Origin of the sequence: Mycobacterium lepromatosis, assembly GCF_000975265.2 — a bacterium.
Lineage (GTDB): Bacteria > Actinomycetota > Actinomycetes > Mycobacteriales > Mycobacteriaceae > Mycobacterium > Mycobacterium lepromatosis.
Map to the genome: position 1 here is coordinate 2,767,378 of NZ_CP083405.1, position 20,668 is coordinate 2,788,045.

18 protein-coding genes are annotated in these 20,668 nt (G+C 57.4%); 14 read left to right on the forward strand and 4 right to left on the reverse strand.

The genetic code is table 11. From position 1 onward, the window contains the following. Positions 1-601: 601 nt before the first annotated feature. The gene (locus tag MLPF_RS13100; protein WP_045843925.1) at positions 602-784 is read left to right on the forward strand and encodes a hypothetical protein; all 183 of its coding nucleotides are present in this window, start codon (positions 602-604) and stop codon (positions 782-784) included. An 822-nt stretch (positions 785-1,606) separates the two neighbouring features. Here the strand turns inward: MLPF_RS13100 and MLPF_RS13105 are convergent. Beyond that, a complete protein-coding gene (locus tag MLPF_RS13105; RefSeq protein WP_045843926.1) occupies positions 1,607-1,789 on the reverse strand; it encodes a hypothetical protein in 183 nt (60 codons plus the stop codon). A gap of 541 nt (positions 1,790-2,330) precedes the next feature. After that, a complete protein-coding gene (locus MLPF_RS13110; protein WP_156147312.1) occupies positions 2,331-2,741 on the reverse strand; it encodes a hypothetical protein in 411 nt (136 codons plus the stop codon). A 691-nt stretch (positions 2,742-3,432) separates the two neighbouring features. Here MLPF_RS13110 and MLPF_RS13115 point away from each other — a divergent pair. From MLPF_RS13115 to MLPF_RS13170, 12 genes are read left to right on the forward strand one after another with little or no spacing between them, the layout of a single operon-like run. Then, on the forward strand, positions 3,433-4,149 hold the full coding sequence (locus MLPF_RS13115; protein ID WP_420329664.1) for an MlaE family ABC transporter permease: 717 nt from the start codon (positions 3,433-3,435) through the stop codon (positions 4,147-4,149). Between the two features lies 1 nt (position 4,150). Next, entirely contained in the window at positions 4,151-5,020 is an 870-nt protein-coding gene (locus tag MLPF_RS13120; protein WP_045843929.1) for an MlaE family ABC transporter permease, read from the forward strand. 2 nt (positions 5,021-5,022) lie between these two features. Further along, positions 5,023-6,348, forward strand: a complete 1,326-nt coding sequence (locus tag MLPF_RS13125; RefSeq protein WP_045843930.1) for an MCE family protein — start codon at positions 5,023-5,025, stop codon at positions 6,346-6,348. Beyond that, positions 6,345-7,385 (forward strand): virulence factor Mce family protein, encoded by a 1,041-nt coding sequence (locus MLPF_RS13130; RefSeq protein ID WP_045843931.1) that lies wholly within the window; start codon positions 6,345-6,347, stop codon positions 7,383-7,385. Before MLPF_RS13125 ends, MLPF_RS13130 begins: the two co-directional genes overlap by 4 nt. Further along, positions 7,382-8,911 (forward strand): virulence factor Mce family protein, encoded by a 1,530-nt coding sequence (locus MLPF_RS13135; RefSeq protein WP_045843932.1) that lies wholly within the window; start codon positions 7,382-7,384, stop codon positions 8,909-8,911. Before MLPF_RS13130 ends, MLPF_RS13135 begins: the two co-directional genes overlap by 4 nt. Beyond that, positions 8,908-10,515 carry a virulence factor Mce family protein gene (locus MLPF_RS13140; RefSeq protein ID WP_045843933.1) on the forward strand — a complete coding sequence of 536 codons (1,608 nt, stop codon included), beginning with the start codon at positions 8,908-8,910 and terminating at the stop codon, positions 10,513-10,515. The genes MLPF_RS13135 and MLPF_RS13140 overlap by 4 nt, the downstream gene beginning before the upstream one ends. A gap of 8 nt (positions 10,516-10,523) precedes the next feature. Beyond that, positions 10,524-11,690, forward strand: coding sequence for a virulence factor Mce family protein (locus MLPF_RS13145; RefSeq protein WP_045843934.1), 1,167 nt, complete (start codon positions 10,524-10,526; stop codon positions 11,688-11,690). Next, entirely contained in the window at positions 11,684-13,234 is a 1,551-nt protein-coding gene (locus MLPF_RS13150) for an MCE family protein (protein ID WP_045843935.1), read from the forward strand. Before MLPF_RS13145 ends, MLPF_RS13150 begins: the two co-directional genes overlap by 7 nt. Before the next feature lie 34 nt (positions 13,235-13,268). After that, on the forward strand, positions 13,269-13,904 hold the full coding sequence (locus tag MLPF_RS13155; RefSeq protein ID WP_236685230.1) for an Mce protein: 636 nt from the start codon (positions 13,269-13,271) through the stop codon (positions 13,902-13,904). Continuing rightward, positions 13,901-14,878, forward strand: coding sequence for an RDD family protein (locus tag MLPF_RS13160; protein ID WP_045843936.1), 978 nt, complete (start codon positions 13,901-13,903; stop codon positions 14,876-14,878). Before MLPF_RS13155 ends, MLPF_RS13160 begins: the two co-directional genes overlap by 4 nt. Beyond that, entirely contained in the window at positions 14,875-15,429 is a 555-nt protein-coding gene (locus tag MLPF_RS13165) for a hypothetical protein (protein WP_045843937.1), read from the forward strand. The genes MLPF_RS13160 and MLPF_RS13165 overlap by 4 nt, the downstream gene beginning before the upstream one ends. Continuing rightward, positions 15,396-16,073, forward strand: a complete 678-nt coding sequence (locus MLPF_RS13170) for a hypothetical protein (RefSeq protein ID WP_045843938.1) — start codon at positions 15,396-15,398, stop codon at positions 16,071-16,073. Before MLPF_RS13165 ends, MLPF_RS13170 begins: the two co-directional genes overlap by 34 nt. A gap of 814 nt (positions 16,074-16,887) precedes the next feature. On the opposite strand, the gene MLPF_RS13175 is transcribed toward MLPF_RS13170, so the two are convergent. Beyond that, complete coding sequence (locus tag MLPF_RS13175; RefSeq protein WP_045843939.1) at positions 16,888-18,234, reverse strand: YhgE/Pip domain-containing protein; 1,347 nt, start codon at positions 18,232-18,234, stop codon at positions 16,888-16,890. A 469-nt stretch (positions 18,235-18,703) separates the two neighbouring features. After that, positions 18,704-18,865: a cupin domain-containing protein gene (locus MLPF_RS18010; protein WP_156147314.1), complete on the reverse strand. Its 162-nt coding sequence runs from the start codon at positions 18,863-18,865 to the stop codon at positions 18,704-18,706. Positions 18,866-19,772: 907 nt separating this feature from the next. On the opposite strand from MLPF_RS18010, the gene MLPF_RS13180 reads away from it, so the two are divergent. Further along, positions 19,773-20,612 carry an alpha/beta hydrolase gene (locus tag MLPF_RS13180; protein ID WP_045843940.1) on the forward strand — a complete coding sequence of 280 codons (840 nt, stop codon included), beginning with the start codon at positions 19,773-19,775 and terminating at the stop codon, positions 20,610-20,612. The last annotated feature ends 56 nt before the right edge of the window (positions 20,613-20,668 follow it).

A 20,668-nucleotide genomic window follows, 5' to 3' on the forward strand; every position in this document is an offset into this window, starting at 1 on the left:
TTTCTGCTACACCGACAGCGACTGGAAGACGATTCGCTGGCAAAGTTCACCATTTTGGCACAGTCGATCCGGGGGGATAGTGGATTATTGTACCGAGATTTGCAGCTGGCTATATCCGACATCCGACGGGACACAGCTTCCGGCCGCCGGTGTCAGTATGAGAGTGGCAGTTGTTCCGACCCGCCAGCGCCGTGACTTGATGCACACGCATGATACTGACCTACCTACACCGACGCATCGCTGCCGACAGGTATCGGATTGCCGTGCTGACGGCCAGCTGCGGCAGTACTGACAATCGGTTCGGGTAGAAAGGCCCGGCTACCATCAGGCATGAGTTGAGGGTTGAATGCGGTCCTGTGCGTTTCCACGTTGACGCCCCCCGATCCGGGCAAGGTACGACTGGGTGCATCCCGCTGACCACCGAAGCAAGTTCACCGCGATTTGTGAACGTTGATGACTAAAACACGCCGGGTAAACTACAACTACTAGTGTAATTTACAATTCCCACCCATTGTGTGGAGGAGTGGTTGACTGACGGTGACACCACCCGCGGCGGCACAGCGTGGTTCACAATGCTCCATACCGATGATTACGCCCTATAATGAAGTATTTAACGCAATCCGATGACAGTGCGGTGGGAGGTGGGTTGCCCGGTATCACCGTCATCACCGTCGACGGGCATATCGCTTTCGACACCGCCCAATTGGACTCGCAGCCGTTCGTTCTGGCGACTACTGGCATAGGCAAAGTCAATGTGCGGCTGACTTCGACCATTACCCATTAGGACGATCTTTGACGGCGACCTCTCGCGGACATCCCTACCAAGCTTGCGACGCGCCGTTGCCAGAACAAACTACACACCGTCCTGGCCGTTTCCGACGGGTCCACCGGAGGTAGCCGATTCGACCTACAGATCACCGACAATCGTGCCCGGTGCCTGCCCACCGACGCGCCGGCCAAGATCGAAATGAACTTTTTACTGTGACGGGCAGTCTGTACCTGAACACTCATCGCGCTTTAGAACTGACTTGGGGATAGCTATTGACGCCGTCGCACTGGTTGAACATGTTTATACGGCATTCGCCCACGCTGTCTCTACCCAGACCGATTATCGGTTTTAGCGCTCCGGCAGCGAGATTGAGCCGACCACTAAAGGCACCCGCAACACTCGGGCGGACCAGCTGATGCCGGTGCCGGCACGGAAATAATCACAGCGGCCACTAGACCAGCGTCCAGCCCAGTTAGCACCTCCCGTCAGCACGCACAGGTCCCCAGGCCGACCGGCGTACAACGCCCGCGTACGGTCCAGTTATCGGACCACCCCAAAACATCGTCAATACTATTTGTGTCGAGACACATTCGCTTGGGCTAAGAACAGCACCGGTAAGTACAGTATAGTACACTGCGGCGCGCGTAACCTCCACGGGTCACTGCAGCCTAACGGCATGTCGGTCAACAGCGCCCACACACTTTCTTCCAGCAGAAATGCAACGCACCCATAGCTGACCATGGTCGACAGCCGGAATCTTGGCAGTATCTGGCGCAGCCACGTTCGACTAAGGTGAGCTGCATCAATAAATATACACAGCGATGTCAGCGAGTTCGATCAGATTGTCTTCGGACACAACGGCTGGGGGTGCTCGATGCGGTAGCGCCGATGACTACCCGCCCCCGTGCACAGGGTCGCAATAGTCACCACCAGCTGGGCTGCGGATACCGTTACTGGCCGATCCCGCGGTGACCGGTCGATGAATTGGGCCGTCAAGGCGTCTAGGTCGAGAAAAATCATCCTGCAGGATTTCCCTACCCGGTAACAGAAAATGCACCACGGTTACATGAGCTGATCTGCGGCACCGTCGAAACTGGGTGCTGATGGGGGTGGCGGCCGTCGTCGGGTTCGGGCACCGGGTGATGATCCTGTTACTCAACAGCCCGCAAGACCTCGCGCCGTTGCTGGCCGCCAACATACTTGGGTCCCATTGCGGCCGTGCCGAACTTCCGGTTCACTTTGGCCTAGACCGTCGCCCTGCTCGAGGAGTACGAATCACGGGTGATGTTCGCCGAAGCCGTACTGGCGCCAGGGGTCACCGCTGTTCGTGACATCCAACCCGTGCTAAGTAATGATTGTCTCCACCGATGGCTCCTCTGAGGAGCATATGTCCAGCTAGAAAGATCTAGTCAATGAGCCCGGCGAGGTACCCGAATCGGTGGATATCGCGAAAGACTCACCGCCTCTCATACATACATTATGATGTATGTATGAGTCGTCCCATTAGGGTACCGTGTTGGCGCACATCAACTTGCTTGGCCGGGCAATCACGTCGTTTTATCTAAGCGGAGCCAATATTAACAGCGATATCGGTTTCATCGGCGTCCTGTTGTTCCACATTGCTGGCACCGGCCACATGCTGACCGGTGTTCTGCTGGGCATATCTGTAGCCAATGCCGGCGACTTTCTCCGAAGCCCTGATGCGGGCAGCATTCGGTCCGGCCGAGATGTCGCTGGTCACTTGCCTGCGGGCTGGGCGACGCGCGAACCGTAAGCGCGGATCGGTCGGCGCGGTAATCCAGACAGTCGCCGCCCGGGTGATGGTCGACGAGAACATGAACGACGTAGCTGTTGGCTGAAGTGGTGGAAACCATTTACCGACCGCCGACATGGATGAGCGGTTAATTTGGAACAACTCGGCAGCTACCTCGGAGGTGTTTGCTGGCGGCTGGTTCCATTCCGAAAACCTCACTTAAAGAGGCCAGGATAGCTACTCTGGGAGGTGGATCGCAAGAAGTACACGAGATCACCACCGGCGGTGAGAACATACTCACCAGCCATCCCGACATGGTCGAGGTCTCCACCAGCGGGTAGGCTCACAAAAAGTGGAGCGAGATGCCGATCGCGGCTGTAAAGAATTGAGCATTTGCGGCTCGCAAGGACTAACTGAGTTCTTGACTGAATCGGCTCGCGCGCTACAAAACACCCTGCAACGCTTGAGATTGTAATGCGACTGCTTCGCAACCCAGCAGGTAAGGTGCTCAAAAATTAAAACTGCCATTGCGTTTTATGTTTTTAGTGAGGGGTACGAAAGAAATTCGGTACCACGATATTTTAGATAACCAAAAGGGATTGTTGACAGAGTCGAGGGGTGCGCTCTGAGCGTTGATAAAAGATCAATTCGGCAGATGCGGTACACATGCGGTAGACCATCGGGTACATTCCTCTGGTCTCCGTTACCGCTTGTGGGTAGGGAGCCGATGGGTTACTGCAGTACGGTCGGAACAAGAACCAAGGAGGTGGCGTTGTGACACGATCTGCCGCGGCATCTATGGTTCCGGCGTGAGGGGTCAGCGGTGATGACGAAGACGCGCTCGAGGCTGGTCGAGTATGCCCGCACCAAACACCAGACGCCCCTGGTTCTTGTTGGCGGGTTCTTCCAAATGCTCGTGTTGACCGGAAAGGCGTTGTTCCGTCGGCCATTCCAATGGAGCGAGTTCGTACTACAGTGCTGGTTCATTATGCGGGTTGCATTCCTGCCGACCGTCATGGTGTCGATTCCGTTGACCGTCCTGCTGATCTTCACCCTTAACGTCCTGCTGGCTCAGTTCAGCGCCGCAGACTTATCCGGCGCAGGCGCGGCGATCGGGGCGGTCACCCAGCTCGGTCCGTTGACCACGGTGCTGGTGGTGGCCGGTGCCGGATCGACGTCAATCTGTGCGGACCTGGGTGCGCGCACTATCCGCGAGGAGATCGACGCGATGGAGGTTCTCGGCATCGACCCCATCCATAGGCTGGTAGTGCCCCGGGTCCTTGCCGCGACGCTGGTCGCCACGCTGCTCAACAGCTTGGTTATCACCGTGGGCCTAGTGGGCGGCTACCTCTTCGGGGTTTATCTGCAGAATGTTTCGGGCGGTGCCTATCTTGCTACTCTGACAACTATTACCGGTCTTCCCGAAGTGGTGATAGCGACTGTCAAAGCCGCGATGTTTGGACTCATCGCTGGCTTGATCGGCTGTTATCGTGGGCTTATTGTACGCGGTGGCCCCAACGGACTTGGCATCGCCGTTAACGAGACCGTGGTGCTTTGCGTGGTCGCGTTATACGCGGTCAATGTGGTTCTGACCACCATTGGCGTGCGATTCGGAACAGGGCGCTGACATGTCAACCGCTGCCGTGTTGCGCGCCCGTTTTCCGCGGGCCGTCGCCAATCTGAATCGTTATGGCGGAGCTGCGGCCCGCGGAATTGACGACATCGGCCAGATGAGCTGGTTTGGCCTGGTAACCCTCGGAAACATCCCTAATGCGCTGAGCCGCTATCGCAAAGAAACGCTGCGCCTGATCGCCCAGATCGGGATGGGCACTGGTGCAATGGCCGTCGTTGGTGGCACCGCTGCGATCGTCGGGTTCGTTACACTCTCCGGTAGCTCCCTGGTCGCTATCCAGGGTTTCGCGTCGCTGGGTGCCATCGGGGTCGAGGCGTTTACCGGCTTCTTCGCCGCCCTGATCAACGTGCGCATCGCTGCCCCCGTGATCATGGGTATCGTCATGGCTGCCACCGTCGGCGCCGGCGCCACCGCCGAATTGGGGGCGATGCGTATCAGCGAAGAGATCGATGCCCTGGAAGTGATGGGCATCAAGTCGATCTCGTTTCTGGTGACTACTCGGATTCTGGCCGGGCTGGTCGTGATCATTCCGCTTTACGCGTTGGCGATGATCATGGCGTTCCTGTCTCCACATATCACCACGACAGTGCTCTACGGGCAGTCAAATGGCACGTATGAGCACTACTTCCGGACATTCCTGCGTCCCGAGGACGTTCTTTGGTCGTTCTTGGAGGCCGTGATAATCACAGCGGTTGTGATGATCACGCATTGCTACTACGGGTATACCGCCAGCGGCGGACCTGTCGGCGTCGGTGAGGCCGTCGGGCGATCGATGCGCTTCTCTTTGGTGTCGGTGCAGGTTGTTGTTTTGTCCGCCGCGTTGGCGCTTTATGGCGTAGACCCCAACTTCGCTTTGACGGCATAGCGATGACATCATCAGCAAAAATCAACGCGTCACGAAAGCCGCCATACAAATTGGCCGGAGTCGGCCTGCTGGTCGTAACTTTAGTGATTTTCGGGTTGGTCTACGGACAGTTTCGTGGAAATTTCACCCCTAAGATCAAGTTGACGATGCTGGCCGATCGAGCTGGGTTGGTGATGGATCGGGGCTCGAAGGTAACCTATAACGGGGCTGAAATTGGCCGGGTCGCCAACATCGCGGAGACTGTGCGGGACGGCAAGCGGGTCGCCGAATTCACCTTGGATGTATATCCACGGTACCTGTCTCTAATTCCGGCCAATGTGAACGCCGACATCAAGGGGACCACGGTCTTCGGCGGCAAGCACGTGTCCTTGACAACGCCGGAACATCCGTCGCAGAAAAGGCTCACACCGCAGACCGTGATCGACGCCAGGTCGGTGACCACGGAGATCAACACTTTGTTCCAGACCATAACATCAATTGCGGAGAAAGTGGATCCGATCAAGCTCAACCTGACGCTGAGCGCGGCTGCGCAATCACTGGCTGGGCTTGGCGAGAGGTTCGGACAATCAATCGTCAATGGAAACGCGGTTCTTGACGACGTCAATTCGCAACTGCCGCAGGCCCGTCACGACATCCAACAGCTGGCGGCCCTGGAGGACATTTACGCCGACTCCGCTTCGGATTTGTTTGATTTCCTTAATAATTCAATCATCACATCGCGCACGATCAACCAACAGCAAAAGGACTTAGACCAAGTGTTATTGGCTGCGGTCGGGTTCGGCAACACCGGCACGGACATCTTCTCCCGCAGCGGGCCGTATCTGGTGCGGGGTACCGCTGACCTGGTGCCCACGGCCCAGTTGTTGGATGCCTACAGTCCGGCGATCTTCTGCACCCTGCGCAACTATCATGACGTCGAACCCAAGGTTGCATCGTTTCTCGGCGGCAACGGCTACTCCCTCAATGATCATATCGAACTGCTGTCTGGGTTGGGATTCCTGTTGAATCCGACATCAGCGATATCCATCCTCGGGGCAGGAGTTCTCTCGCAAGGACTGCTAACGCCACTCGGGCTAGCCGGAGTGGTAAACGGGGCAGTTAATCCCTACATCTATCCGGAAAATCTGCCGCGGGTGAACGCTCGAGGTGGGCCGGGGGGGGCGCCGGGTTGCTGGCAGCACATCACCCGTGATCTCTGGCCCGCACCCGAGTTAGTCATGGACACCGGCAGCAGCATTGCGCCGTACAACCACTTGGACACCGGTTCACCCTACGCCATCGAGTACGTCTGGGGCCGTCAAGTAGGGGATAACACAATCAACCCATGAAAATTACCGGTACTGTCGTCCGCCTCAGCATCTTTTCGTTGGTGCTGTTGCTGTTCACTGTGATGATCATCGTGGTGTTCGGTCAGATGCGTTTCGGCCGGACCAATGGGTACACGGCGGAGTTCACCAACATCAGCGGTCTGCGGCCGGGCCAATTTGTTCGTGCTTCGGGAGTGGAGGTGGGCAAAGTCGACTCTGTTGCGCTGATCGATGGTGGCACGCGGGTGCGGGTGAAATTCAACGTCGATCGCTCGGTGCCGCTGTATCAGTCGACGACAGCACAGATCCGCTACCTCGACCTGATTGGCAATCGCTACCTGGAGCTCAAGCGCGGCGAGGGACAAGGATCAGAAAAGATAATGCCGCCGGGCGGATTCATCCCGCTGTCACGGACGTCGCCGGCGCTTGACCTCGACGCATTGATTGGTGGTTTCAAACCGCTGTTTCGGGCGCTCGACCCCGACAAGATCAACACCATCGCCTCGGCCATCGTCGCCGTGTTCCAGGGTCAGGGCGGAACTATAAACGACATCCTCGACCAAACCGCTCAGCTGACCACTGCTATTGGCGAGCGGGACCAGGCTATCGGTGAGGTGGTTAAAAATTTAAACGTCGTGTTGGACACGACTGTTCGGCATCGCAAAGAATTCGACCAGACCGTCAACAACCTAGAGATATTGATCACCGGGCTCAAGGATCACGGTGATCAGTTGGCGGGCAGCTTTGCGCACATTAGCAACGCCGCGGGGACGGTGGCTGATCTGCTGGCTGAGGACCACACGCTGTTGCACAAATCAATCAACTATCTGGATGGGATTCAGCTGCCGCTGATCGATCAGCGGCAGCAGCTGGAGGACTACCTTCATAAATTACCGACCGCGTTGAACCAGATCGGGCGCACGGTCGGTTCCTACGGGGATTTCGTGAACTTCTACTCCTGTGACATCACGCTCAAGATCAATGGGTTGCAGCCTGGTGGGCCCGTCCGCACGGTCCGGCTTTTCCAGCAGCCGACGGGTCGGTGCACGCCGCAATGAGAACGCTGGAACTCCCCAATCGACTTCGCATCGGACTCACCGGCATCCTGGTGGTCCTTCTACTAATCGGCGTGGGCCAAAGTTTCACCAGTGTCCCGATCTTGTTCGCCCGACCCAGCTACTATGGGCAGTTCACCGACACCGGCGGACTCAAAAAGGGCGACAAGGTGCGCATCGCCGGCATGGATGTCGGCCGGGTGGAAGCGCTGCAAATCGACGGTGACCACGTCGTGATCAAGTTCTCCATCGGCACTAAACGCATCGGCACCAAGAGTCTGCTGGGGATCCGCACCGACACCGTACTCGGCAAGAAGGTCCTCGAGATCGAGACGCGCGGCACCCAGCTGTTACGGTCCGGGGACAGTTTGCCGTTGGGCCAAAGCACGACTCCCTATCAGAGCTATGATGCGTTCTTCGACGCCACCAAGGTCGCCTCGGGCTGGAACATTGACACCATCAAGCAGTCGCTGAAGGTGGTGTCGGAAACCATTGATCAGACATATCCGCATCTAAGCGCTGCACTCGATGGTATGGCCAAGTTCTCCGACACCATCGGCACACGCGACGAGGAGATCAAACACCTAATTGCTCAGGCCAACCAGGTGGCCAGTGTCCTCGGTGACCGCAGCGCGCAAGTGGACCGATTGTTGGTCAACGCCAAGACCTTGATCGCGGCATTCAACGAACGTGGACGTGCCGTCGACGCGTTGTTGGGTAACGTCGCTGCGTTTTCTACCCAGGTGCAAGGATTGATCAACGACAACCCGAACCTCAATAACGTGCTGGAACAGTTGCACCAGCTAAGTGGCATCTTGGTTCAGCGCAAAGACGACCTAACTAATGTTCTCATTCAGGTCGGCGCCTTCTTACCATCGTTGAATGAGGCCATCGGGTCGGGACCTTTCTTCAAGGTGGTTCTGCACAACCTGGTGCCGTATCAGATTTTGCAGCCGTGGGTCGACGCCGCGTTTAAAAAGCGCGGTATCGACCCAGAGAACTTCTGGCGCAGCGCCGGGTTGCCGGAATTCCGGTTTCCCGACCCCAACGGCACCCGTTTCCCGAATGGCGCACCGCCGCCTGCGCCACCGGTGAAGGAGGGCAGCCCGGAAAATCCGGGACCGGCTGTTCCACCGGGATCGCCATGCTCCTACACTCCGGCGAATCTGGGCGGCAATAACACCATCGGGGACGAGATGGGTTTGCCGCGGCCGTGGAATCCACTCCCGTGTGCTGGTGCGACAACAGGACCGTACGGTGGACCTGCATTCCCGGCGCCGATGGACGTCCAAACGTCGCCGCCGAACCCCGATGGGTTACCCCCGATGCCAGGAATCGCGATCGCTGGGCGACCGGGCGATCCAACTCCGAATGTCCCGGGCACTCCGGTGCCGTTACCGCCGGACGCGCCGCCAGGTGCGCGCACCGAGCAGCTGGCACCTGTTGCCCCGGAGCAGGATTCGTCAGCACCGTTCATTAACCCGGGAGGCACAGGAGATAACGGCGTCACGGGAGGTAGTCGGAATTGAGCACCATCTTTGATGTCCGCAACCTGAAGCTACTGAGGCTGTCACAACCACCAGTTATGGTCGGGTCGTTGGTGGTGGTACTAGCCCTCGTCGTCGGATTCGTCGGTTGGAGGCTGTACCAGAAGCTGACAAACAACACCGTCGTTGCTTACTTCTCTGCGGCGAACGCGCTCTATGCCGGAGACAAGGTCCAGATCATGGGTTTGCGCGTTGGCTCGATAGACTCGATCGTGCCAGCCGGCGACAGGATGAAGGTGACTTTTCACTATCAAAACAAGTACAAGGTTCCTGCCAATGCGTCCGCGGTTATCCTCAACCCCACCTTGGTGGCGTCCCGCTCGATCCAGTTGGAGCCGCCTTATAAGGGTGGCCCTGTGTTGGGAGATAATGCGGTGATACCGCTCGAGCGCACCCAGGTTCCGGTGGAATGGGACGAACTGCGGGATAGCATAACCAAAATTATCTCCAAACTCGGCCCGACTAAAGAGCAGCCGAAAGGTCCGTTCGGTGACGTCATCGCATCGTTCGCCGATGGGCTGGCCGGTAAAGGCAAGCAGATCAATACCACGCTGGACAGCCTCTCGAGGGCGTTGACCGCACTGAACGAGGGTCGTGGCGACTTTTTCTCGGTGCTACGCAGCTTGGCGCTGTTCGTCAACGCACTGCACACCGACGATCAGCAGTTTGTTGCCTTGAACCAAAACCTGGCCGACTTCACCACTCGACTTGCACATTCCGACACCGATTTGTCCAGTGCGTTACAGCAATTCGACAGTGTGTTGTCCACAGTGCGTCCGTTCCTCGTTAAGAACCGCGAGGTACTAGCCGCCGACGTCAATAACCTGGCCACAGTGACCACCACGGTGGTTCAGCCGGAATCGCTGAATGGGGTGGAAACCTTTCTGCACATCGCCCCGACGGCCACGGCGAATCTCAACCAGATTTATCACCCGGCTCACGGTTCCGTTGTCGGTGTTCCGTCGATCACCAACTTCGCAAACCCGATGCAGTTCATTTGCAGCGCAATTCAAGCTGGCAGCAGATTAGGGTATCAGGAGTCCGCCGAACTTTGTGCACAATATCTTTCCCCAGTCCTGGATGCAATCAAGTTCAACTATTTCCCGTTTGGTTTAAACCTGTTCAGTACGGCGGAAGTGCTTCCCAAGGAGGTCGCCTACTCTGAGGCGCGGCTGCAGCCGCCGAATGGATACAAGGACACGACCGTCCCGGGGATCTGGGTGCCGGACACGCCGTTGTCGCACCGCAACACCCAACCCGGCTGGATCGTCGCCCCGGGAATGCAAGGGCAGCAGGTAGGTCCGATCACGGCGGCCCTGCTGACTCCCGACTCGCTGGCCGAGCTCATGGGTGGCCCAGATATCGCACCTATTCAATCCAACCTGCAGACGCCGCCAGGACCGCCGAACGCATACGATGAGTACCCGGTGCTGCCACCTATCGGCTTGCAGGCATCGGTGCCGATACCGCTAACAAGACCGGATGTGGTGCCCGGTCCGATTGCTCCGACACCGGCGCCAACGTTGGTGCCTGCAGCTAACGTCGGCGACCCGCCGTTGCCCGCTGAGCTAGGAGAGGGCCAGTGAGGTGTGCAATGAGTGCGGTACGGGCCAGCCGGCTGCGTAACCGTACCTGGCGGGGGCTGGTGTTGCTGGTGGTCGCGCTGTCGCTGAGCTCGTGTAGCTGGCGTGGAATTTCTAACGTCTCGATTCCGGGTGGTCCGGGCAGCGGCAAGGGAACCTACACCATCTATGTGCAGGTGCCGGACACGCTGGCGATTAACGGCAACAGCAAGGTGATGGTTGCTGACGTGACAGTAGGCTCGATACGCGCCATCAACTTGAAGAACTGGGTGGCCACCCTGACTCTGGGTTTAAACAAGAACGTCCAGCTACCGAAGAACGCCACCGCTAAGATCGGTCAGACCAGTTTGTTGGGCTCTCAGCATGTGGAGTTGGCTGCACCGGCGAACCCGTCGCTGGAATTGCTCAAGAATGGTGACACCATCCCGCTGAAGAATTCGTCGGCGTTCCCCACCACCGAACAAACATTAGCCAGTCTCTCCCTGGTCTTGCGCGGAGGTGGCATTCCGAACCTGGAAACGCTGACGAACGAGGTCTTCAATATCTTCCACGGGCGAGCCGACCAGATCCATGCCTTCCTAACAAAGCTGGATACCTTTGTTAGCCAACTCAACCAGCAACGCAATGACATCACCCACGCCATCGACTCGACCAACCGACTGCTGACCTATGTGGGTGGCCGTTCTGATGTCCTCGATCGAATACTGACCGACATCCCGCCGCTGATCAAGCATTTCACCGACACCAAAAACTTGCTTATCAACGCTATTGGTTCGGTTGGACAACTTAGCCAGGTCGCCGATCAGTACTTGTCGGAGACACGTGACCCTCTGCACACCGACCTTCAAGCGTTGGCATGTCCGCTGCGGGAATTCGGCCGTGGTGCGCCGTATTTAATCGGCGCGCTAAAGTTGATCCTGACCCAGCCGTACGACGTCGACACTGTTTCGAAAATAATGCGGGGCGACTACCAGAATGTGTCGCTGACGTTAGACGTCACTTACAGCGCCATGGACAATGCGGTTCTTACTGGTACCGGATTTTCTGGGGCTCTCCGTGCCCTCGAGCAATCCTTTGGTCGCGATCCTGAGACAATGATCCCCGACGTCCGCTACACGCCGAACCCCAATGACGCACCCGGCGGACCGTTGGTGGAAAGGGCCGATAGGCGATGCTGACTCCTCTCATCAGACGGCAGCTGGCCTTATTTGCCATCCTGACCGCCATTTCGTTGACTGTCCTGGGCGTGTATTACTTGCAGATTCCAAGTCTGGTGGGTGTCGGTCGGTATTCGCTGAAGGCGGAGCTGTCCGCAACGGGCGGGCTGTATCCGGCGGCCAACGTGACCTACCGCGGCATAACTATTGGCAAGGTCACCGATGTCGAGCCGACAGCAACGGGTGCCGAAGCGACGATGAGTATCGACAGTCGCTACAAGATCCCGATCGATTCAACGGCGAACGTGCACTCGGTGTCGGCGGTTGGTGAACAGTATCTGGACCTGGTGTCGACCGGGAACCCCGACAAGTACTTGGCACCCGGACAAACCATCACTAAGAGTAAGTTGCCCAGTGAGATCGGGCCGGCACTGGACTCCGTTAACCGAGGGCTTGCCGCGTTGCCGAAGGAAAAGATCGGCTCGCTACTCGACGAGACAGCGCAAGCAGTCGGCGGATTGGGTCCGGTTCTGCAACGGTTAGTTGGTTCAACTCAGGCGATTGTTGACGCTTTCAAGACCAACATCACCGATGTCAACGACATCACACAAAACTCTGGGCCGATCCTGGACAGCCAAGTCAAATCCGATAATGCAATTGAGCGTTGGGCGCACAACCTGAATATCCTGGCAGCGCAGCCTGCACGACAAGATCAGCATTTGAAAAGTATTCTGTCCCAGGCGGTGCCGACCTCCGATGAGGTAAACGCGGTATTCAGTGACGTGCGAGATGCACTTCCACAGACGCTGGCGAACTTCGAGATCCTGATCGACATGCTCAAGCGCTACCACCATGGTGTGGAGCAAATGCTGGTGTCTCTGCCGCAAGGTGCTTCAATTGCGCAGACGGCGTCAGCGTCGTTCCCGAATATGGCCGCCCTCGATCTGGCGTTGTCGATCAACCAGCCGCCGCCTTGTCTAACTGGCTTCATTCCAGCAGCAGAGTGGCGGTCGCCGGCCGACACCAGCCTACAGCCGTTGCCGATCGGTACGTACTGCAAGATCCCGATGGACACTCCGGCTAACAGCGTGCGCGGATCGCGAAACATTCCGTGCGTCGATGTCCCCGGCAAGAGGGCTGCCTCGCCACGGGAATGCCGCGACCCCAAACCGTACGTTCCGCTGGGGACCAACCCCTGGTTCGGCGACCCGAACCAGCTCCTGACCTGTCCGGCGCCCGGAGCGCGCTGCGATCAGCCGGTCAAGCCAGGCTTGGTGATTCCGGCGCCAACGGTTGACAACGGCCTGAACCCGATGCCCGCTGACCGGCTGCCGGGGACACCGCCGCCGGTCAGCGATCCTTTGTCGCAGCCACGATTCGGTAGCGTACAGTGCAACGGACAGCAACCCAACCCGTGTGTCTACATTCCGAGCGGGCCTTCCTCGGCCGTATACAGTCCCCAAAGCGGTGAACTGATAGGGCCCGACGGAATGAAATACGCTGTCGAAAACTCGACTAAAACAGGAGACGACGGATGGAAGGAGATGCTGGCACCAGCCGGCTGAACCCCCACCGATGTTGACGCTTAGTCGTTTGCGAATGATTTCCCGCAGATCCGGGCGGAAAATTCGACAGGACTCCGGGCTCGAGGCCGGCCACGCCGGAACCGAACTGACCACCGCAGAATTGCCAGAATCGAGAGTCGCAGCCGACGATTCCGGTGTCACGCTTAACCGGTCGCGTTTGGGTCGCGGGTGGCTTGCTGGTATCGCTGCAGCGCTTCTCCTGGCCAGCGGTGGCATAGGGACCGGCGGCTACTGCGCGCTGCGTTACCACCAGGAAAGCCAAGCGATAGCGCGCAATGACACTGCAGCACTGAGGACGGCGGTGGATTGTGTTGCGGCAACGCAGGCTCCAGACAGCAATGCAATGGCGACAAGTGAACAGAAGATCATCGACTGCGGTACCGATGCTTTCCACGCCCAAGCTTTGCTGTACACGAACATGCTCGTTCAAGCATATCAGGCTGCGAACGTACACGTTCAGGTGTCTGATGTGAGGGCAGCGGTCGAGCGTCACAACAACGACGGTTCTATCGATGTGCTCGTCGCACTCCGCGTCAAGTTGTCTAACGATCATGCGCACAACCAAGAAACCGGCTACCGCCTGCGGGTGAAAATGGCGCCCGCTGAGGGACAATACAAGATTTCCAAGCTAGACCAGGTGACGAAGTGACGGTGGTGGTCGAGGAGAGTCAGACTGCCGCAGTCATCCCAAAGCCATCGTCGAATAGCTTGGCGCCATGGCATCTTCGGTTGTTCGCACTAGCTGTTGATGTTCTTCCGGGTCTCGTTGTGGTGTCGACGATGGCGTTGGTCGTTCTCACTGTCCCCCTGCGCAGCGCGTGGTGGTGGCTGTGCATGACAGTTGGCGCCGCCGTTATCCTGTCGATGCTGGTTAACCGGTTGCTATTGCCGACAATCATCGGTTGGAGCTTGGGACGTGCCCTGTGTGGCATCGCGGTGGTCATGTGCGATGGGGCAGACATCGGTCCGTGGCGGTTGTTGCTGCGGGATCTGGCCCACCTACTCGACACGGCCACGGTGCTCGTGGGCTGGCTCTGGCCACTGTGGGATTCACGCCGCCGCACCTTTGCTGACATATTGTTGCGCACCGAAGTGCGTTGCGTCCAAGCGGTCGAGCAACAGCGCACCATACGGTGGTGGGTCTCAGTGACACTGCTGACCGCGGCAGGGGTGTGCCTGGGTGGTGCCGTAGTGAGCTGTGCGGTGGTGTACTCGCATGATCGGGCGGTCGACCAAACTCGCGCGCAGATTGCGATTCAGGGGCCGAAGATGGTCGCGCAGATGCTGACCTACGATCCAAAGTCGCTGCGTGACGATTTCGCACACGCCCAATCGCTGGCCAGTGACAAATATCGGCACCAGCTAGCTGCGCAACAGGACGTAGTGGAGAAGGGGCACCCGGTCATCAACGAATATTGGTCGACAGCGGGCGCGATACAGTCGGCTACGCCGGACCGTGCGACGATGTTGTTGTTTATGCAGGGCCGGCGCGGCGCAGCGCCCGGCGAACGCTACATCAGTGCAACCGTTCGGGTGAGTTTCGCTAAAGACGAGCACAACCATTGGCTCGTTGACGACCTCACCGTGTTGACCAAACTGAGAACACCCGGGAATGGAAAATGAGTCCCCGCCGCAAGTTTCCACCAGGAGAGGGATCGCTGCTCATAGCGCGTACGGTGGCGTCGCAGCAACGATGGGGGTTACCGTTTGCTGCTACGGTTGCTGGGTTGGTCATGTTGGCGGCACTCACGGCATCCACCTTGATGTCGATCTCCCATGCATCCCGTGAACGTGCTGCGGCAAAAGACCAGCAGGTGCTCAGCTACGTCAAATGGTTCATGGCGCAGTTCACGACCCTTGATCCGTATCACGCCAATGAATATGTAGCACGGATATTGACACAAGCGACCGGTGACTTCGCTAAGCAGTACCACGAGAAGGTGAACGAGATCCTCCTCCAGGTCGCTCGAGCTGAACCTGCCACTGGCACCGTGCTCGACGCCGGTGTGGAAAGGTGGAACGACGACGGCAGCGCCAATGTGTTGGTAGCCACTGAAGTCACCTCCAAGTCTCCAGATGAAAAGCAGGTATTAGAGAACATAAATCGTTGGACGGCAACCGCAACTCGAGAAGGGAATCAGTGGAAGATCAGCAACCTGTTGCAGGTGATCTGACAGACGCCGCGGGAATCTCCCCCAATAAGATCGCCTGTGCAGCGGGAGAACAAGCAAGCGGTTACGTTGAGAACCAAGAGAAGACACCTGTGGCAGCAGCTGAAAACGGTAGCTCCTGGAGGAATCGACGGGCCGGTCAGTGGACGGCTATCGCCGTCGTGGTAGCCGCGGTGCTATTCGTTGGCTCCGCAGCGTTTGCGGGCGCAGCCGTGCAGCCCTACCTAGCTGATCGCGCCACCGCCGCAGTCAAGCTCGAAGTGGCGCGGACGGCGGCTAACGCGATCACGGTTCTGTGGACTTATAACCCGGAGAACATAGACACTCTAGCTGACCGCGCGGCGACCTACCTCAGCGGCGATTTTGGGGCCCAGTACCGCAAATTCGTCGATGCTATCGTCGGCCCCAACAAACAGACCAAAATAACCAACAGCACCGAGGTCACCGCCGTAGCGGTCGAATCGCTGGATGCTTCGAATGCCATCGCCATTGTGTATACCAACACCACATCCACCAGCCCACTGACCAAAAACATTCCGTCGCTGAAATATCTATCCTACCGGTTGTTTATGAAACGTAGTGCCGTCCGCTGGTTGGTAACCAGGATGACGACCATCACTTCACTGGATTTGACGCCGAAGCTATAGCAGTCATGCTGCCCAGAAAAGCAGTTACAGCTGAGGATGATTGTGGCTGAAGCTATTTGACGACTAGTCGAATACGGATCAGCTAGGCGAGCCTTGCTCGTGCAAGTCTCACAGCAGTACCACTTGGATAACTTTGATGCACTGACGCCGGCCCACATACCCCTGGTGTCGCCGTAACACGATGGCCCATGAGCTATTGCCGTCGAGCAGGACTGCAGTTATAGTTGCCCAGGCTCCGAAACAAGTCTTGCATATTGTCTAGCACGTAGTTGTCGCTCTCGAAATATGTACATTTCGTCCTTTTGTTTTGCTTAGGAGTAAGGCCGTTCGCACTGCCTTGGGGCCGACAAACACTGTCCGGCATTGTCAGCGCGGTCCAGGTCTCACTCTTTTACCCTACCAGGCTTTGCCTACCGGGGTAGGCTACGACTCCGGTGACTAGCTCTGATGTGGTGCGGCACCGGCTGCGGGTGGTTGTCCACGAAAGGCGCCTAACGGTGAACTGCAGCTGCTCTGATGCCACGACAGCCCCTCTGCCGGGCGGTACGTAGAAAAATTGGCGGTAATCGTGATTTGATCGGTTATCCAATTCGCTGCAACGCCTGCAAGAGTCCTTCGCTGGTGTGGGCTCAAGGGGGGTTCGCAGCATGTCTGGCTATCTTCATTGGTGTATATCACTCGGTGAGATGAAAGCCGTTACGCCGACTTCTTAACTCTTTCGGCTTTAATAAGAATATGACATACACAGCATCAAGCACACAAGTCAAACTGTCAACTTAAATAGCAGAAAAATGACACTTCGGCTACGTTGGAATTACTTTTGCTTGCTTGCATTTTTGTGTGATCTTAGGCGCGATTGGTGCCATTCGGCGATCGCCATCCCGACTGCCCCCGGAATTCGGTGGCACCCTCTACGGTCGTAGATGCGCGTGACGACACCACCCAGCAACAACCCAATAGCCATGCCCAGAGCCGTCATCAACAATGCTTGCGACATACCGGCATCCGCATGACCCTTGAGGTACAGCAGTGACCGAACGCCAAGGAACAACTGGTGCATCGGCTCGAATTCGGCCAGCCAGCGAAAGAACGGCGGTACCGCCTCTAGCGGAACCGTGGCGCCTGCCGACGGTAATCCGAGAATCATGAAGATAAACATGCTTACCAGCAGACCCATCGAGCCCAGCCCTGCGATCAGCGAGCTAGACGTGATACCCACTGCGCTGATTGCAAATACTCCGTAGAGCCACAATTGCCAGGGTAGTGGGATGGGCATGCCAAGCCCGTGGGCGATGGCCAGGTAGACCGCCGATGTGAGAAGGGCCAGCACCACCATTAGACCCCATTTTACCAACAGTGTGTGGAAGCGCGAGATATTGATCTGCTTGGCGTAACGATACACCGGTCCAAACTCGGTCGGTATGTAGCCAAGCATCGAATCTACCAGCGTGCTGACCACAATGCTGCCGGTAAAACCTGTTAGCAGTAGCAAAAGGGCGTAGTAGAAAGCCGATAGCCCGTTGCCAGTGCCATTCGGCAATGGGTTGTAAATGGCGAATTTGATATCGATTGGACTGGTCAGACCTAGTGCCGACGCTCCGGTCAGTTGTGCCCCACCGATTTGAGCTGCTATCTCAGCCGTAAGTCGCTGGCCTGCTTTGCTATTCACCATAGTGATCGCCTGGGTGAGGGTCTGACCGGCGATACTAGATCCCAGTGTGCCTGCACGTGGGTTGCTTGAGATCGTGATTACCGGCCGATCTGCATGTGTGGGCAGAACTGCGCTTGCCCCGAAAGCCCGCAGCTGGGACGAAAAGGTCGGCGGTATCACCGCCGAGCCATACACTCCGGCGCTGTCCAGCAGCTGCTGTGCTTTTCGGTAGGAAACCACGCGTACGTCAAACTTGTTCTTATCCAATCCGGCTAGCAGGCTCTCGACAATCTGTGCACCTGTCGGCCCGGCATCCTCGTTCACTACAGCAATGGGGAAATGATGCAGGTTGGTTGTCGGATTCAAAATTCCGCCCAGATACAGCGCAGCCAGTGCCGACATGATCGACAACGTGATGACAATCGGCGCCGCCCAGAACCGCACGGTCTGTATCGTTTTTGCATCGCAGGTAGAGCCGGACGCGGCGTGTAGTGACTGCGGTTGAGACATGCGGACTCCTATCTATCGTGCCCTAACACTTTATGTCGTCCGCACTGCCACACCTATAAAGAAAGTCCGCACTGCCACACCTATAAAGAAAGATGGTGTGGCAGGCTTGGTCGTCTAACCTTGTGTGCCTCTCCTAGATCAACACCTCTCACGACGCGGTTACCTGTCACCCGCCGCTCGTCGGCGCCGATAAAGTGCACCGCATCGCCCGTTTAGAGGTCACCAAGACCTTCCGGGGTGATTCCAACCGCACGGAAAGTATGAATATAGGCAGGGGGGCCTCCGCCAGACGCACCGCATCGCCATGCACTAATTGCACGCTGTGCAGCGCCACGTTGCGACTGTTCAGGGCAATGGCGGCATCACGCCCGAGTATGACCGACGCATGCGCCCTTCGGGTCGAAGCTCAACAGTGCCTCGTCAATTTCGTGCTGCTAGTAGTTTGGTGAGCTGACGGTCTCATCGGAGATTACCTACATCTGCACGAAAAACTGACTTCGTTGCAGAATCTTTTTTCTTCGAATACAGAAGTCAGCGAGTCTCCTACATTACAGGCATCATCCTGGTGCCTCAATTCTCTCTGCAATACCCAGATGACGATCTCCATATTGCGGTGTGAGTGCGTATCCAAGCCAGTACCCGATGCTCTAGGTCGTTGTTGTTCGCCGACAAGAGCCCACGATTAAGTGCTATCCGGATTGTAATGACGGTCAAACGAGGACGAATTCCTGGAATTCAATCAAGATGTCGTGGTGATGGTAGACCACGCTCAGAGTCCACTAGCAGTACATAGAATTTAATTTCCGCAAAATCTGTTTAGAAACCATAGGTGACCGAATGCAATGCAACACTTAGCGTTACCGGGAACTGGGCAGCTCGAATTTCACAAATAAGATACAAATAAGATGTCGTCAAGAAACGCCATTATGTGACCGCCACCGTGTCGGTGTGCGTTTCGAGCACGTGCAAACTGTAAGGGTTGGTGTGCTTCACCTCCCCGCATATACACTGCTGTGACCGGCTGGCTGTTAGCGGACAACGGTAACAGTCGTATATCATCAAGATATTCAGCGGGGCACTGCTGGTGAATCAATGCGCCGTCTCATGTTGCTTTTGATAGCAACCAACAGACGGCGGATATAGAGGCTACGGACAAGGCGGTTACGGGGCACTGGGAAGCGTGGTCGCCCTGCATCTCGGCAACGGCTAGTCGCTGACGGCCTCTTCAGAAAGCTCAGTCAGGTGCTAGTGGCGATGCGATGCAGCCAGGTAAGTATCGACGACTTGCCTTCGAAAGGTGTATAGTTTTCCCAGGCTCACAGAAATGTCTACTGCGATGGCGGTTCTGCATCATGCAACGATCAGGACGGCCGCGATTCGGGCAATTGGCCTCGTTAGGACTCAGCACTGGCTGGCGAATTTTTTCCGTTGCCAGCCGCCGCGTTCAGCGTCAGAATTATCGGCGAGAAGACTCACCTAACCATGAGCTTACGTATGCTGTCTGACGTCTTACCCGAGAAACCACTACGCTGCCCGTAATGACTACCACTCGCACTGAGCGGAATTTTGACGGCGTCGGCGGTATACGCATCGTCTACGACGTATGGATGCCGGACACGCCCCCGCGAGCGGTGGTTGTGCTGGCGCACGGTTTCGGCGAGCACGCCCTCCGCTACAGCCATGTCGCACAGTACTTCGCCGCAGCGGGGTTGGCCACATACGCACTTGATCACCGCGGACATGGACGCTCGGGCGGCAAACGGGTCCTGGTTCGAGATTTCTTCGAGTATAGCGCTGATTTCGACATCCTGGTCGGGAGTGCCACCCGAGAACATCCTGGCCTCAAGCGCATCGTGGCGGGGCACAGCATGGGCGGGACAATCGTATTCGCTTATGGCGTTGAACGTCCAGACAATTACGACTTGATGGTGCTATCGGGGCCAGCGGTGGCGGCCCAAGACATGGTGTCGCCGCTGCGCGCGGTGGTCGGCAAGGGGCTCGGGCTCGTCGCACCTTGGTTGCCGGTACAGGAGCTTGAGGTCGATGCCATATCTCGGGACCCCGCGGTAGTAGCAGCCTATAAAGATGACCCATTGGTGCACCACGGTAAAGTCCCGGCTGGTGTTGGGCGAGCGATGGTGCAGGTAGGTGAAACCATGACCCGCCTGGCACCGGCGTTAACCAAGCCGTTACTGGTGGTGCACGGTTCAGAGGACCGGCTTGTCCTGGTCGACGGTAGCCGCCGTTTGGTCGAATGTGTGGGATCTACTGACGTCGAGTTGAAGGTCTACTCCGGGTTTTATCACGAAGTGTTCAATGAGCCGGAACGTGACCAGGTGCTCGAGGATGTAGTATGCTGGATCTTGAAAAGAATCTAGACCACCATCGCGGCGGTTATGTACGCAGAAATTGTCATACCACTCCGGTAGTTTGG